This is a genomic window from Micromonospora parathelypteridis (genome assembly GCF_014201145.1).
In the GTDB taxonomy this organism is placed as follows: domain Bacteria; phylum Actinomycetota; class Actinomycetes; order Mycobacteriales; family Micromonosporaceae; genus Micromonospora; species Micromonospora parathelypteridis.
The window spans coordinates 6,982,692-6,997,269 of sequence record NZ_JACHDP010000001.1; the positions used below are offsets into that span (position 1 = coordinate 6,982,692).

The window sequence follows — 14,578 nt, forward strand, 5'->3', positions numbered from 1 at the left end:
ACGACTTCCGCCACGATGCGGCAATCCTCGTCACGGCGGCGTCACCGCACAGGCCCAACCAGCGACGCTGCATGGTGACGCTGCGTTGACGCAACCTGTGTATTAGCTATGCGTCCCCGCAACCAGATGCGGCAGGCCACAGAGACATTTGGGCAGTTCAGAACCGATCTCAGGTTGACTGTCGCCAATAGAAGGTCCACGACGGCGTTGACTCACCGTGAGCGCTATTGATAATCTTCACCGTGGTCAGCCCGGCCGCCTCGACGGGGCGGGGCCGCGCCCGGCAGCCGTGGGCCGCGCCCCACCGGGGGGCCGACAGTGGCGTCACGGGCAACCTATCCGGGACACAGCAGACAGTCGGGACGAGCGTTCCGCAGGGGGTGCCGCCGTGACCGCTGATCCGTCCGTGCCGACCGCCGGCGACCCGCCCGAGGAGGGCGTCTCGCTGCACCTGCTCGGCGGCTTCCGGCTACTCCGCGAGGCGGTGCCGGTCGTGGTGCCGCGCGGGCTGCAACGGGTGATCGCGCTGATCGGACTGCGCCCCGGCGCCACCCGCAGCCAACTCGCGGGGCTGCTCTGGCCCGACGCCTCGGAGGAACGGGCCCTGTCCTCACTGCGCACCGCGCTGTGGCGACTTCGGCAGGACCCGTGCTGCCCGATGACCATCGCCAGCGACACCGTACGGCTCGGCCCGGCGGTCCGGCTCGACGTGGACGACCTGGTCGGCACCGCGGCCCGGGTCCGTGACGGCGACGACCCACGCATCGCGGCCGGAGCGCTCGCCGCCGGCCGGCACGACCTCCTGCCCGGTTGGTACGACGACTGGGTGTTGCTGGACCGGGAGAGACTGCGCCAACTCCGCCTGCACATGCTGGAGCAGGTGGCCGGGCAACACCTGACCGCGGGGCGGCACGGCGAGGCCCTCGAAGCCGCGCTGGAGGCGATGGCCGCCGAGCCGTTACGGGAGACGCCCCACCGACTGGTGGTCCGCATCCACCTGGCCGAGGGCAACGCCTTCGAAGCGGTGCACGCCTTCTACGTCTACCGGGACCTGCTGCGCAGGGAGTTACGCCTGGAGCCGAGCCCCGCGATGAGCGCCCTGCTCGACGACACGCTCGCCCCGATCCGCCAGGCCACCCGGGGAGCCGTCACCGACCGCCCGTCACCAGCCGGTCGGCGTACGTGACGGAGATGTGACAGGCGCTGCGGCACGGTGGGCGCACAGAGCACGTGGCGCCGATCCGAGGGTCGCGAAGCCACCGGCGGAAGGGGTCCCATGAGTCGTCTACTGATCGTCAGCCGGATCATCCCGGGCGCGGAGGGGCGGGTCGCGCAGATCTTCGCCGAATCCGACGCCACCGACCTCCCCGGTCTGACCGGCGTCACGCACCGGTCCCTGTACTGCCTGCACGACCTGTACGTCCACGTCCTGGAGACCTCGGACGACGTCGACCCGGACGCGCTCGCGGCCGCCCGCAACCACCCGCTCTTCCAGCAGGTCAACGAGCGGCTCTCCGCGCACACGTCGCCGTACCTGCCGACCTGGCGCTCCCCCCGTGACGCGATCGCCGGCTGCTTCTACCGGTGGGACGCCACCCCCGCGCCCGCCGCGCGCCCGGCCGGCTGACATGTCGTCCGCGCCACCGCACGTCCTCATCATCGGCGCCGGCACGGGCGGACTGTGCCTGGCGCACGGCCTGCGCCGCGCCGGGATCAGCGTCGCCGTCTACGAACGGCACCGCAACCGCTCCGAAGGGCTGCTCGGCTACCGGGTGGGCATCGGCCCGACCGGCAGCCGAGCACTGCGGGAGTGCCTGCCCCCGGAACTGTTCGCCACCTTCCTGGCCACCTGCGCCCGGCCGCCGCACTACTTCAACGTGGTCACCCAGGGGCTACGCCAGACCGCCTCGTTCGCCCTGCGGCCGAGCGCCGACCCGGTGCACACCGAACATTCGGTGGCCAGAATGGTGCTGCGCCAGGTGCTACTGACCGGCCTGGACGACGTGGTGCACTTCGACAAGACCTTCACCCACTACGAGCAGCGCGACGACGGCACGGTCACCGCGTACTTCGCCGACGGCACCAGCGCCACCGGCGATCTGCTGGTGGCGGCGGACGGCACCCACTCGGCGGTGCGCCGCCAGTACCTGCCGCACGCCGTCACCCGCGACGCCGGCACCATCAACATCGCCACCCGGATCCCACTGACCGCGCACACCCGCGGCCTCGTCCCGGAGCGGGTCCGTCAGGGCATCTCGCTGATCTTCGGCGTTGGCGGAATGATGGGCGTGCTGCACGTCATGGAGTTCAAGTGGGACGCCCAGCGGGCGATCAAGCGCGGCGTCGGCGACGCCGACGCCGCGCTGCTGCGGGAATGGCCCGGCCTGTCCCACGACACCACCACCGACAACATCAACCTGATCATCTGGAGTACGGCCCGCCGCTTCCCGGCCGATGTCATGGAGCGCCGCGGCGAGGACGTACTGCGTGTCGCCCTGGGTCTCACCTCGAACTGGCACTCGAACCTGCGGGAGCTGCTGACCCGCGCAGAACCCTCCAGCGCCCTACCGATCAAAGTGTCCACGTCCGAGCCGGTGCCGCCCTGGAAGAGCAGCACCGTCACCATGCTCGGCGACGCCATCCACACCATGACCCCTGGTCGCGGGGTCGGCGCGAACACCGCGCTGCGCGACGCCCGCCTGCTCTGCGGGCAACTCAGCCGCGCCGTCGCCGGCGACAAGACGCTGCTGCAGGCGGTGGCGGACTACGAGGCCGCGATGGTGCCGTACGGCTTCGCGCGGGTCGCCGAATCACTGAACCGCAGCGGCACCAACGGCGACGACCGGATGTACCGGCCGGTGGTGGGTCGGCTCGCGCTGGCCGGCGCCCGTGGCTATTTCGGCGTGACCAGCCGGGTGCCACGGCTCCGCCGCCGGTTCGTCGACGACTTCCACACCTACGAGGGCGACCAGGACTGAGCCCGACTATTGCTCGACGACGCGGCCGAGGAAGCGCTCACCTGCCTCGGCGACGTCGTCGGGGGTCCAGTCGAGGGCGGGTGCGGCGACAGTGACCTCGGCCATCGCCATACCCGGCACGGCGGCGTCCTGCCAGCCGGCGACAAACCACACCTTCTCCTCTTCGGCGAGTGCGAGCGCGGCGTCGTTGAGCGCTTGCGCCGGGTGGGGTAGCCAGAGGCGGAATCGATGGGTGTGCGGAGGTTCCGGATGCACCCGCGCGCCGGGAAGCGCGCTGAGCGCGGCAGCGACGGTCCGCGCGTGTCGCACGTAGTCGGGGATGCGCGGCAGTTCCGTGTCGAGACCGGCGAGTGCGCTCAGAGCGGCTGGCCACTGCTGGAACACCTCGCCGCCGTAGCGGCGCCGCCAGATGCGGGCGTAGGAGGCGAGGTCTGTGGTGCCCGCCAGCACCGCACCGCTGATACCTCCGATCGTCTTGTAGAACGAGACGTAGGTGCTGTCGGCGAGGCCGGCGATCTCATTGAGGGTGTGTGCCAGGTACGGCGTGGATTCCCACACGCGGGCGCCGTCGAAATGGACCCGGGCACCGACGGCGTGCGCCGCAGCCGCTGCGGCGGCGAGTTCGTCCCAGGTGGGGAGGACGAAACCGGCGTTGCGCAGCGGGAGTTCCATGACGACGGTGCTCACCGGTTCGGCGAGCGCGGTGATCTCCTCGGCAGTGAGGTTGCGGGGCTCGGTCGTCGGCCAGGTGCTGCGCAGGCCGCTCAGGTTGGCGTAGGCGTGCCGTTCGTCCGCCTCCAGGTGACCGAGGGGGTGCAGAGCTACCGTCGGGTGACCGGTGCGGTCGGCGCCATAACGCAGTGCGACCTGCTGGGCCATCGTGCCGGTGGGGAAGAAGACGGCGGCCTCGGTCCCCAGCAGCTCGGCGACGCGTTCTTCCAGCGTGGCCACCGGACCGTCGCCATAGAAGTCGGGCTGACCATCCAGATCGCCGCCTGCGTCGAGGTCCGCGAGCCGCTCTCTCATGGTCGTGGGCCGGAGGCCGGAGAGGATGTGGTCGCAGGCGCGCTGCGCGGCAAGCCGACGCTGCCTTGTGTTGTGGGACATTGGCGGATCCTCGCATGTCATGGCAATAGGGGCCGATCGGTTTTTCTTCGCTGCGCGCCGCGATCGGCGCGCTTCCCTGCGCCACCTGTCGCAACGTTGCGTTACTCGGCGGACACCCGTTGACGTGCGGTATCCCATCCGGACGCCATCGACCGATCCTCTCTGTCATCGGAAATACGCGTGTGCGAAGCTGCGGCGAGTTTTTCTCGCAACTTATCCGACGACATGAGAGGGAGGTTCGCCGTGGCGTGGTCTATCGGACACTCGCTGATAGTGGTGCTGGCACTGCTGCTGGGCCTGGCCGCCGGGTGGCTGCTGCGCGGCCGGCGGGGCGCACAGGGCAGTGGGCAGGGTCAGTCGATCGTGGACGGCGATCCCGTCGCCGGCCTGGCCGTGATCTCCACGCCGACGCCACCGGCCACCACCGACGAGGCCCGGCCCGCGGCCGCCGTCGACCCGGCCCCGACCGCGGTCGCCGATGAGCCGGCGCCGGTGGACACGGTCAGCGCGCCAGCCGCGGTGACCGCGCCGGTCGACGCCACCCCGGTGGAGACCCCGAGCAGCGTCGACCCGGCCGACATGGCACTGACCGAGGCCCCACCGCCGGTCCCCGCCGCCGAGCCGGTCCCCGCCGCCGAGCCGGTCCCCGCCGCTGAGCCGGTTCACGCGGCCGAGCTGCCGGAGCCGGCCGTGGAGTCGGCCCCCGAGCCGGTCACGGTCGAGGAGCAGCCCGCTGCGGCAACCGTGATCTCCCCCCGCCTGCCGGCGGACGACCTCCCGGACGCCGACGCCCCGCAGACCGACGCGACCCCGGCCGAGGCCACGCTCGGCACCACCCCGACCGACACCACCTCGACCGACACCACCCCGGCCGACGACGCTCCGGCCGAGGTCACGGCAGTTGACCCGCTGTCGGAGGAGACGCCGGTGACCGCTGAGTCGGTGGACGTCGACGCGGAGCCGACGCGGCCGGCGGTGGCCACGCCTCCGGTCCGGCCGACCGCCACCGCGACCCCGCCGGTGCGTACGGCCGCCGACACCACGAGCAGCGTGGACGCCGACCCGACCGGCCCCGCGGACGACTTCCGCCGGATCCAGGGGATCGGGCCGAAGATGGCGGCCGCGTTGCAGGACGCCGGTGTGCGCACCTACGGCCAGCTCGGCGAGCTGGACGAGCCGGCGCTGCGTGACCTGATCCGGGCCGCCGGCCTGCGGGCCGCACCCGGGCTGGCCAGCTGGCCGCAGCAGGCCCGCGTGCTCGCCGGAGCCGGCGACGAGATGGCTGCGGTGCTGCCGGGCGGCAACCAGGCCTGACGCCTGACATCGAGCCCCCGGTCTACCGTCCAACCCGACGGTGGACCGGGGGCTCGGCCGTTGGCGCGAAAGATCCTCCGACGCCGAGGCGCAGGTGATCGACTCGGCCGAGGGAAGACGCGGCGAATCCGGCGCCCCGCAATCGGTCGATCGTTACCGTCGGTTGAGGTGGGCCGGTCGGGTCCGTCGAGTCGACCCGTACCGCAGGAGTAGCCCGTGCACTTCGCCGCGTCGGAGCCCGGGTCCCCGCGGGCCCGCCGCCCTCCGGTGCGCGACCCGGAGGCCCCCCGCCGGGTGACCCTCCTCGAGCTCTTCTTCGACCTGGTGTACGTGGTCGCCCTGGCGCTCATCTCGCGGGGAATGGTGGACCACCTCGACTGGCACCGGGCCGGCCAGGCACTGATCCTGCTGGCGGCCGTCTGGTGGACGTGGGTGATCACCACCCTGGTCACCGACCTGTACGACCCGGAACGAACCGAGATCAAGCTGCTGATCAGCGCCGTGATGTTCGGCGCGCTGCTGATGACCACGGCGATCCCGGCGGCGTTCGACGACCGCGGGATCGTCTTCGCCGCCACCTACGTGGCAATCCATCTCGGGCGCGGGCTGTTCCTGATGCCGGCCGTCCGCCGAGAACCGCAGACCCAGCGCCGCGCGGCACGCATCTTCGTCTGGTTCGCCGTGTCCGCGATCCCCTGGATCATCGGCGCGTTCGTCAGCGACGACGCCCGCCTGGCGTGCTGGGCCATCGCGCTCGCCATCGACTACCTCGGTTTCCGGCTCGCCTACCCGGTGCCGGGGCTCGGTGTGGTGCCCGAACAGCAGCGCAACGTCACGGCGGAGCACCTCTCCGAGCGCTACCAGCAGTTCTTCATCATCGCCCTCGGCGACGCCATCCTGACCATCGGCAGCATGTTCAGCACCGCGCACAGCGAGGCGGCGAACATCGCCGTGTTCGCGGTGGCGTTCCTGACCACCCTGCTGCTGTGGCGGATCTACGTGCACAAGTCCGGTCAGCTGTTGCCGATGGCCATCAAGGGATCGGGGTCGCCGAACAAGTTCCTGTTCACTGCGCCGTACACCCATCTGCTGATGGTTGCCGGGGTGGTGACCACGGCCTCCGGCTTCGACCTCGTGCTGCACGAACCGGGCGGGCGGACGCCACCGGCCTGGGCGGCGGTGATCCTCGGCGGCCCGGCACTGTTCCTGGTCGGCCGGGCCTCCTTCGAGTACGAGGTGTTCAGCCGGGTGTCACTGTCCCGCCCCGGCGGTGTGCTGGCGCTGCTGACCATCGCGCCCGCCGTGCTGTTCGTGGCACCGGTGTTCGCCTCCCTCGGCGCACTCCTGGTGCTGGCCGGCGTGGCCTACGCGGACTTCCGGCGTAGCTACGGCAAGCCACCGGAGGCCCCGGCCCCACCGCACTGAACGGTCGGTGCCGGCCCGCTCAGCGAGGAGTCGGCCCGGCCAGCAGCCGGCCGGCGTCCGGAACGTACGGCTCGACACCCAGAGTGGTGAGGAGCTGGTGCACGGTGGCGGTGGCCGCGGTGAGCACCGGGCGGCCGAGCCGGGCCTCCACCTGCGGCACCGCCGCCAACGACGGCAGCTGTACACAGGCGGAGAGGACCACCGCGTCCACGTCGGCCACGTCGAACCGATCGGCCAGCTCCACGAGGCGGGACGGCGGGATGCGCCCGACCGCCACGTTGTCCGGTTCGCTCAGACTCACCGCCTCGGTCACCTGCACACCGTGCGAGGCGAGGTAGGCGGCGACGGTCGCGGTCAACGGCGGCAGGTACGGCGCGAGCAGGGCCACCCGGCGGGCGCCCAGCGCACGCAGCCCGGCGACCAACGCGCCCGCACTGGTCACCACCGGCATGTCGTGCCCGGCCCGAACGGCCGCGCGGCCCAACCGCCGCTCGGCCCGCTCGTGCGCGCCGGCCCCCTCGCACATCACCGCCACCAGGCAGGCGTACGCGAGCACGTCGCAGCGGGCGTCGGCCAACTCGGCGGCACACCGGAGCGCGGAGCGGTTCATCCGGGCCAACTCGTCGGGGGTCACCTGACGCAGTCGTACCCGGCTGGTGTGCGTGGTGAAGCGAACCGTCGGGTCGACGGTCTCGCGCCGGCGCAGCATCGCCGGGATCTCGGTCTCCATGGTGGTGTTCGAACTGGGCACCACCAGGCCGATGCGGTGGCTGCTCACACCAGCGCCTCGGCGTACCCCCGGACCTGCAACCGCTGCCCGGCGGTCGCGCCGAGGCGCACCTGCAGGCCGAGCGGCGCGGCGGCGCGGCGTACGTCGTCCAGGTGCAGCGACCCGTGCCGGTCGACGCTGAGCACCGGCGGCTCCTCGAGCTCACCCTCTGGCGCGTGGAAGGAGAGCAGGGTGACCGAGGTGGTGAGGTAGCCCGGGTACGCGGCGCGGGCCGCCGCCTCGTCGCGGTGGGCGAGCACCACCAGGTCGTCGAGGTGGGCGAAGTCGGCGGCGAGTGCCGCGGCCTTCCAGTGCGCCGGTTCCTCGGCGGCGCCGGTGAGATGCCGGGACCGGTTCGCCGAGGTGATGTAGAGGTGGTCCGACCCGGTCTCGGCGAGTGCCCGCTCGAAGAAGGCGTTGGACGGACAGGTCAGGCCGGGCGCGATCACCTGGGTGGTCCGCACCCCTCGGTCGACCTGGGTGAGGTGCTCGGGCAACCGCTCCGCCGCCGGACCCCGGAAGCCGAACGGCCCGGCCCCGTAGAGGGCGTCCATCAGCGCCCGCACCCGGCCCACCGGCAACCGTGGCGAGATCCGCGTCCAGTCGAACATCCCCGGGATCCGGCCGATCGCGGTGGTGATGCTGCCGACCTGCTGGACCGGGCGGCCCTTGGCCAGGTTGACCCGGCGGACGGTGTCCGCGTCGGGTCGCGTGACGATGACGTAGAAGTTGGCGAACGCCGCCGCGACGACCGCGCCACCGGCCAACGCGCGGGCGGCGACCGCGACGTCCTCGGGGCGGTCGATGTACAGGGGCGGTGTCGGGGCGTCCATGAGTCCTCCTCGGCGGGCCGTGAGGCAGTTCTACGTCGGCCGACCCGTACGACGGCGAGGTCGGTCGTCGATCCGATAGCCGGCCGGCGCGACCCGGTGCTGGCGGCCGATGCCCGGGGGTACTCAACGGCGGACGACACCGGCCGGACGGAGGATCCTGCGTGGTCTCGGCGCGCGGCCGTTAGCCGCGCGACCGGATTGGGTACAACGCCTGCACCTCACATCCACCACATACCTCAGGAGGCAGCGATGCGCGGCACCTCGATACTCGGAGTCATCGTCGTGATCTGGCTGTTGATCGGCGCGATCGCCGCCGGACAGCGCGGCTACTACAGCGGTGACGACACCAACTGCGCCGAGGCCGGCACCATCCTGGTCACCATCGTGGCCGGGCCGTTGAACTACATCGGCGCCAACCCCAAGGTCGACTGCAAGCTGCCCGAACCGTCCAAGTAGGACGCTGACGCACACCGGCCCGTGCCCCCTGACTCGGGGCACGGGCCGGCGCACGTCGACGGTTCAGCTGCCGTAGACGACCGAGGCGCAGCGGCCGTTGTAGTCGTCGGGCCGCGAGAAGCCCATGCAGACGTAGACCTCGGTCCACAGGTACGGCGTGCCGCGGTTGGACTCCCAGTACAGTGGCACGCTCCCGGAGTTGCTGGTGTCGTCGACGGCGATCGCGCCGCTGTACTGCTGCGCCCAGTAGACGTACACGCGGGCGGCGTACCCGTCGGCCTGCCTGTCGGTGACCGTGTTGGTGCTGTTGGTGTCCAGCCAGGCGTAGCCGGCGCTGTTGACGCAGAGGGTTGCCCTCGCAGTGGCTCCCGCCCCGCCCTTCGGGCTCGCCACGGTGCCGGTGCCCGTGTAGCAGCCCGACGCCTGAGCTGGTGACGCGCCGGCGAGGGCTGCGCCGCCCCCGAGGACGGCCGCCAGAGCGACGGCGCTGACACGGCGGATGAGTCGGTTCGTCATCTCTTTCCCCCAGGGTGGCTCTGCCGCGACCAACCAGGCCGTCGACATTGATCGGGACCTTGTCGGTGGTCCTACCGGACGAGGGAAAGTGTTGGGGCCCGACGCAGGCTGAGGGAAGAGGCGGATCCTGTTCCGAACAGGTGAGCGGATGTTCGGGCTGCTCGGCGGCGTGTTCGGACCTGTTCGGATCGCAGCGCTGGCGCTGACACCGCACACCCCGTACGGCATCCTAGGAGGCTGGTTTACCGGTCTCGGCGGCGTTTGTCGGTGCCGAGGCCGGGAACCGACCCGGGTCAGTCGGCGGACGGAATCGGGAGCGCGGCATGCAGATCGGCTACAAGCTCGCCTCGGAGGGCTACGGCCCACAGGAGATCATCCGGCAGGCCGTCCTGGCCGAACAGGCTGGTTTCGACTTCGTCGAGATGAGCGACCACTTCCACCCCTGGCTGGACGCGCAGGGACACTCGTCCTTCACCTGGAGCGTGCTCGGCGCCATCGCGGCCAGGACCAGCACCCTGCGCCTGGCCACCGGCGTCACCTGCCCGACCGTCCGCTACCACCCGGCGATCATCGCGCAGGCCGCGGCGACCATGGCGCTGATCTCCGATGGGCGGTTCACCCTCGGGGTGGGGGCCGGCGAGCGACTCAACGAGCACGTGGTCGGGCACGGCTTCCCGAGCGTGCGGGGCCGGCACGAGCGGCTTCGCGAGGCACTGGAGATCATCCGACTGCTCTGGCAGGGTGGCTACCAGTCGTACGAGGGTCGGCACCTGCAACTGGAGGACGCCCGGGTCTTCGACCTGCCGGACACCCCGCCGGTGATCGCGGTCGCGGCCAGTGGCGAGGCATCGGCCCGTCTTGCCGCCGAGTTGGGCGACGGGTTGTTCGCCACCGAGCCGGAGGCGTCGATCGTCGAGCACTACCGACGCGCCCGCGGGTCGGGCCCGCGCTACGCGGAGGTGCCGTTGGCCTGGGCCAGCGACGACCAACAGGCGGTGCAGGCGGTGTTGCAGACAAGTCGGTGGATGGTCACCGGCTGGAAGGTGATGAGCGAGCTGCCGAACCCGGTCAACTTCGACGCGGCCAGCGCGTACGTCGAGGAGAAGCACATCCGTCAGCTCTTCGCCATCGGCCCCGACCCGCAGCCGCACGTCGACAAGGTCCGGTCGTACGTCGAGGCGGGCTTCGACCACATCGTCCTGCAAAACGCCGGCCCCGACCCGGACGGCTTCCTCAACTTCTTCGCCGCGGACCTCTCCGGCCGCCTCCGCGCGACGGGCTGATCCGACCGTGTTCCGCGCCGAGCCGCCCCGACTGATCGTCGGGGCGGCCGGTTGCGCGCTCGGGATGGGTGCGCGGGTCCTGCTCAGCGGAAGCAGTGCGCGATCGGTGCCGCGCTGCCCTCGCAGTTGGTCGGCTCGTTCTCGACGACCACGCTCTCATCGTCGATCTTGACCTGGGCGTGCGCGGCGAAGATGCCACCGGGCTTCACCGTCGACGCGTTGTGGGTGATCTTGCTGCGGTAGATCGCCACCGAACCCGCGGTCGCGTAGATGCCGCCGCCGCTGGACGCGGCGCCGACCGCCTCGTTGCGGGTCACGTCGCTGCCGCGGACCAGCAGGTTCGCCTTCTCGGCGTAGATGCCGGCGCCGAGGCCGTGGGTGGTGTTGCCGTCGACCACGCTGTCGTCGAGCGGCGTCAGGCCCTTCACCGTCGAGATGCCGCCACCGTTGACGGTGGACGTGTTGCCACGGATGGTCATCTTGCGCATCACCAGCACCGCGTCGGAGTTCGCGGCGCCGCCGCCGATCTGCGCGGTGTTGTTCAGCAGTTCGGTGTCGAAGACCTTCGTCCGGGCCGAGAAGCTGGCCAGCCCACCGCCCTGGCCGGCGCTGTTCTGGGTGAAGGAGACGCTCTCCACGTCGGCCGCACCACGGTAGTTGCCGAGCCCGCCGCCGTACGCGTTGGCGCTGTTGCGGTGGAACTCGGAGCGCTTCAGCGTCAGCACACCACCGTTGAGCAGGCCCCCGCCCTTGCCCGCGGCGCCGGAGGCGCTGTTGCCGACGAACGTGGAATCGGTGACCACCATGTTGCCGTCGTTGAAGATGCCCCCGCCGCCGCCCTCAGGGGACAGCGACGTGCTCTGGGTGACGGTGACCCGTTCCACCACGGCGGTGGCGCCGTGCACCACGTGCACGCTGCCGCCCTCGATGGCCGAGCGGCCGTTGTGCAGTTCCACGTCGCGCAACGTCAACTCGCCGCCGTCGCGGACGGTGAAGAAGCGGAACGCGGCGGCCTGGGCGTCCCGGGCGATGGTGGCGCCCGCGCCGTCGATCGTGATGGGCTGGTAGATCACCGGCAGGCCAGCGGTGTCGTCGGCCGGGTTGTGCGGCGGCGCCTCGGCGTCACCCGGGGTCTCCGCGGCGTCGGCCGCTTCCCGTGCGTCGCGGATCCCCCCGTCGTACTGGTCGGTCTCGTGGAACGCCTCGGTGAGGACGTAGCGGCACCTGGGGGCGAGCCGCAGCTCCGCGCCGCCCTCGGCGTTCGCCGTCACCAGCGCCGCCACCAGCTTCGCCGCGTCGCAGGGCACCGACACCACGCCACGTTTGCCGGTGCCCGGGACGGTCGGGCGGGCCCGCTCGGCGTCGTCCTGGTCGCGCTCCGCCGCGCCCTGCTCGCCGGCATCGCGGTCGTCGTCACTTGCGGCCGTCGGGGACAGCCGGCTCAGACCGGGGAGGGAGAGGGCACGGTCGGCGGCAGCGGCCACGCCGGCCGCTCCGGCCGCTCCCACGACCAGGCTCCCCGCCAGGAAGCCGCTGGCTAAGAACCATCGGGACCGCCGTCTGGGTCGGATCTCGCGGTCTCCCTTTCGGTACGTGGACATCAAAGGTGCCTGCCTTCCTGCCTGCCTGACGTGACCGCGCGCCGATCCGGGCGCGGGGGGCTCGACGTACCGCCGGCCACCAAACGTCACGATAGGTCCGCAATACGGACAGGAAGGTGTGAACGTGAATAGCGCCCCTATTCATCTTTGAACCCGTCATCCGGGCACCGGCTCACCCGCCGACGTGGATGCCGGGACGACGTAACGGGTCCGGCTCGGTCCGGCGGATGATCTCCCGTACCACCGGCGGGGTGTCGCCGCGACCGAGGATGAGATAGCGCGCCAGGTGCGCGATCGGGCTCCCCTCCGACCACTCGAAGTGCGCGTGCGGCCGAACCCCGGTGGCGTCCCGCAGGGCAAGCAGGATCGCGGCGATCGCGTTGGGCGCGGCCGGGCTGCTGGCCCGCAGCACCCGGAAGCCACCCACCTCGATCCCGTGCACACACAGCACCTGACTGAACTCCGACGGGTCGACCACGTCGATCTCCAGGAACAACACGTCCGCGGCCCCGGGCACCGGATTCATCCCGCGCTGCCCCCGCTCCTTGAGCGTGTACTCCTTCACCGACCCGCTCTGCCTCTTGTTGGCGATCAGGTGCAGTTGCCCGTCGTGGGCCAGCGACTCGGTGATGAATCGACGGGCCGACTCGTCGAACTCGATCCGCTCGGCGCGCAGCTCGGTGGTCCGGGTGACCCGGGAGACCAACGAGACCGCGATGATGCCGAGGATGAACAGCGCGGAGATGGTGATCCCGTCCGGCTGCTCGATGACGTTCTCCAGCAGCGCGTACAGCAGCACCAGGGTGAGCACGGTGAACCCGATCGCGAAGGCGCGCTGGTGGTTTCGCGCCGCGGAGATCGTCACCGCCACCGCCGCGGAGACCATCATCGCCAGGATGCCGGTCGCGTACGCCCCGGCCTGAGCGTTGACGTCGGCCCGAAAGGCGATCGTGATGGCGATGCTGACCACGGTGTAGACGATCACCACCGGCCGCACCGCCCGCGCCCACTCCGGTGCCATACCGTACGAGGGCAGGTAGCGGGGCACGATGTTGATCAGCCCGGCCATCGCCGAGGCGCCGGCGAACCAGAGGATGAGCACGCTGCTCACGTCGTAGACGCTGCCGAAGAACTCCCCCAGGTAGGAGTGCGCCAGGAACGCCAGCGCCCGCCCGTTGGCGGCGCCGCCAGGCTGGAACTCCTCCTGCGGGATGAGCGCCGTGGTCACGAAGGTCGTCGAGATCAGGTACACCGACATGATCAGCGCGGCGGTGGTGAGCAGTCGGCGCGTGTTGCGGATCCGGGCGGCGAGCCGGGCCTGCCGGTCCGGCCCGTCGGCCGAGACCAGGGGCATCATGCTGACCCCGGTCTCGAAACCGGACAACCCCAGCACCAGCAGCGGGAACGCCAGCACCGCGGTGAGCAGCACGTGGCCCGGCCCGCCGCCGGTCGTCGTCAACGCGTCGGTCCAGTTCGACACGATGCCCGGGTCACCGACGATGCGGGCCACCGCGACCACGACGATCACCGCGTTGAGAATCAGGAAGATCGCGACTAGCGGGATGGCCACCACCACCGCCTCGCGGAAGCCGAGCAGGAACACCCCGCCGAGGATGAGCAGCAGCACCACGGTCACCACGACCGGGGTCTGCGGGCCGTGCAGGGCGTCCGGCAGGTACGGGTTCTCCATCAGGTGCACGGTGGCGTCGGCCGAGGAGAGGGTGATCGTGATGATCCAGGAGGTGGCCACGAAGCCCAGCAGCACCAGTACGAAGATCTTGCCCCGCCAGAACGGCAGCAGCCGCTCCAGCATCGCCACCGACCCCTGCCCGTGTGGGCTCTCGTGGGCCACCCGCCGGTACATCGGCAGCATGCCGAACAGGGTGAGCGCGACGATCAACAGGGTTGCCAGCGGGGAGAGCGCGCCGGCCGCCAACGCCGCGATGCCCGGCAGGTACGACAGCGTGGAGAAGTAGTCGACACCGGTCAGGCACATCACCTGCCACCAGGCGTGCCTGCGGTTCTGCCCCTCGGTCGTCTCCGGGCCGGGTGGCTGCACCCGGTGCTGGAAGAGCCACCGGCGCAGGGGGCTGGTTGGCGGCGCCGACCGGGCCGCGGTGGCCACGCGTTCGGGCACCACGACACCCTGCCGACCGCCGCGGTGCGGCCGGGCCGGGTCACGGGCCGCCCGCAGTGCCGGGTCCGGCCCGGTCGGCGCATGGCGGCGTCCGCTCCAGCGTCGTGGTTTCGCCCGGTGCTCGTCACCCATCGCCAGTCCCACCCTCACAGGTCCTGA

At 71.3% G+C, this 14,578-nt stretch carries 13 protein-coding genes; 7 read left to right on the forward strand and 6 right to left on the reverse strand.

All coding sequences use genetic code 11. The features are described from left to right. The first annotated feature begins 388 nt into the window (after positions 1-388). The 3 genes from HNR20_RS31710 (at position 389) to HNR20_RS31720 (ending at position 2,978) form a co-directional block, all read left to right on the forward strand. Complete coding sequence (locus tag HNR20_RS31710) at positions 389-1,186, forward strand: AfsR/SARP family transcriptional regulator (protein ID WP_184187696.1); 798 nt, start codon at positions 389-391, stop codon at positions 1,184-1,186. Positions 1,187-1,276: 90 nt separating this feature from the next. Continuing rightward, the gene (locus tag HNR20_RS31715; RefSeq protein WP_184187699.1) at positions 1,277-1,627 is read left to right on the forward strand and encodes a TcmI family type II polyketide cyclase; all 351 of its coding nucleotides are present in this window, start codon (positions 1,277-1,279) and stop codon (positions 1,625-1,627) included. A 1-nt stretch (position 1,628) separates the two neighbouring features. Next, a complete protein-coding gene (locus tag HNR20_RS31720; protein ID WP_184187701.1) occupies positions 1,629-2,978 on the forward strand; it encodes an FAD-dependent oxidoreductase in 1,350 nt (449 codons plus the stop codon). A gap of 6 nt (positions 2,979-2,984) precedes the next feature. Here the strand turns inward: HNR20_RS31720 and HNR20_RS31725 are convergent, their stop codons facing one another. Then, on the reverse strand, positions 2,985-4,085 hold the full coding sequence (locus tag HNR20_RS31725) for a threonine aldolase family protein (RefSeq protein WP_184187703.1): 1,101 nt from the start codon (positions 4,083-4,085) through the stop codon (positions 2,985-2,987). 243 nt (positions 4,086-4,328) lie between these two features. Between HNR20_RS31725 and HNR20_RS31730 the strand changes: the two genes are divergently transcribed. Together HNR20_RS31730 and HNR20_RS31735 are read left to right on the forward strand one after the other, a co-directional pair. Beyond that, on the forward strand, positions 4,329-5,399 hold the full coding sequence (locus tag HNR20_RS31730) for a helix-hairpin-helix domain-containing protein (RefSeq protein WP_308425487.1): 1,071 nt from the start codon (positions 4,329-4,331) through the stop codon (positions 5,397-5,399). Positions 5,400-5,693: 294 nt separating this feature from the next. Next, the gene (locus tag HNR20_RS31735) at positions 5,694-6,824 is read left to right on the forward strand and encodes a low temperature requirement protein A (protein WP_229687415.1); all 1,131 of its coding nucleotides are present in this window, start codon (positions 5,694-5,696) and stop codon (positions 6,822-6,824) included. A 19-nt stretch (positions 6,825-6,843) separates the two neighbouring features. Here the strand turns inward: HNR20_RS31735 and HNR20_RS31740 are convergent, their stop codons facing one another. Further along, complete coding sequence (locus HNR20_RS31740) at positions 6,844-7,602, reverse strand: maleate cis-trans isomerase family protein (protein WP_184187708.1); 759 nt, start codon at positions 7,600-7,602, stop codon at positions 6,844-6,846. Continuing rightward, positions 7,599-8,426: a hypothetical protein gene (locus HNR20_RS31745; protein ID WP_184187709.1), complete on the reverse strand. Its 828-nt coding sequence runs from the start codon at positions 8,424-8,426 to the stop codon at positions 7,599-7,601. The genes HNR20_RS31740 and HNR20_RS31745 overlap by 4 nt, the downstream gene beginning before the upstream one ends. Positions 8,427-8,675: 249 nt before the next feature. On the opposite strand from HNR20_RS31745, the gene HNR20_RS31750 reads away from it, so the two are divergent. Beyond that, complete coding sequence (locus HNR20_RS31750; protein WP_110566517.1) at positions 8,676-8,882, forward strand: hypothetical protein; 207 nt, start codon at positions 8,676-8,678, stop codon at positions 8,880-8,882. 63 nt (positions 8,883-8,945) lie between these two features. Here HNR20_RS31750 and HNR20_RS31755 read toward each other — a convergent pair whose 3' ends face one another. Next, positions 8,946-9,398, reverse strand: coding sequence for a hypothetical protein (locus HNR20_RS31755; protein WP_184187713.1), 453 nt, complete (start codon positions 9,396-9,398; stop codon positions 8,946-8,948). A gap of 323 nt (positions 9,399-9,721) precedes the next feature. Between HNR20_RS31755 and HNR20_RS31760 the strand changes: the two genes are divergently transcribed. Beyond that, complete coding sequence (locus HNR20_RS31760; protein ID WP_184187716.1) at positions 9,722-10,681, forward strand: TIGR03557 family F420-dependent LLM class oxidoreductase; 960 nt, start codon at positions 9,722-9,724, stop codon at positions 10,679-10,681. An 83-nt stretch (positions 10,682-10,764) separates the two neighbouring features. Here HNR20_RS31760 and HNR20_RS31765 read toward each other — a convergent pair whose 3' ends face one another. Both HNR20_RS31765 and HNR20_RS31770 read right to left on the reverse strand, forming a co-directional pair. Further along, on the reverse strand, positions 10,765-12,282 hold the full coding sequence (locus HNR20_RS31765; protein WP_184187719.1) for a right-handed parallel beta-helix repeat-containing protein: 1,518 nt from the start codon (positions 12,280-12,282) through the stop codon (positions 10,765-10,767). Positions 12,283-12,454: 172 nt separating this feature from the next. Next, the gene (locus HNR20_RS31770) at positions 12,455-14,551 is read right to left on the reverse strand and encodes an APC family permease (RefSeq protein WP_221309983.1); all 2,097 of its coding nucleotides are present in this window, start codon (positions 14,549-14,551) and stop codon (positions 12,455-12,457) included. Positions 14,552-14,578: the final 27 nt, after the last annotated feature.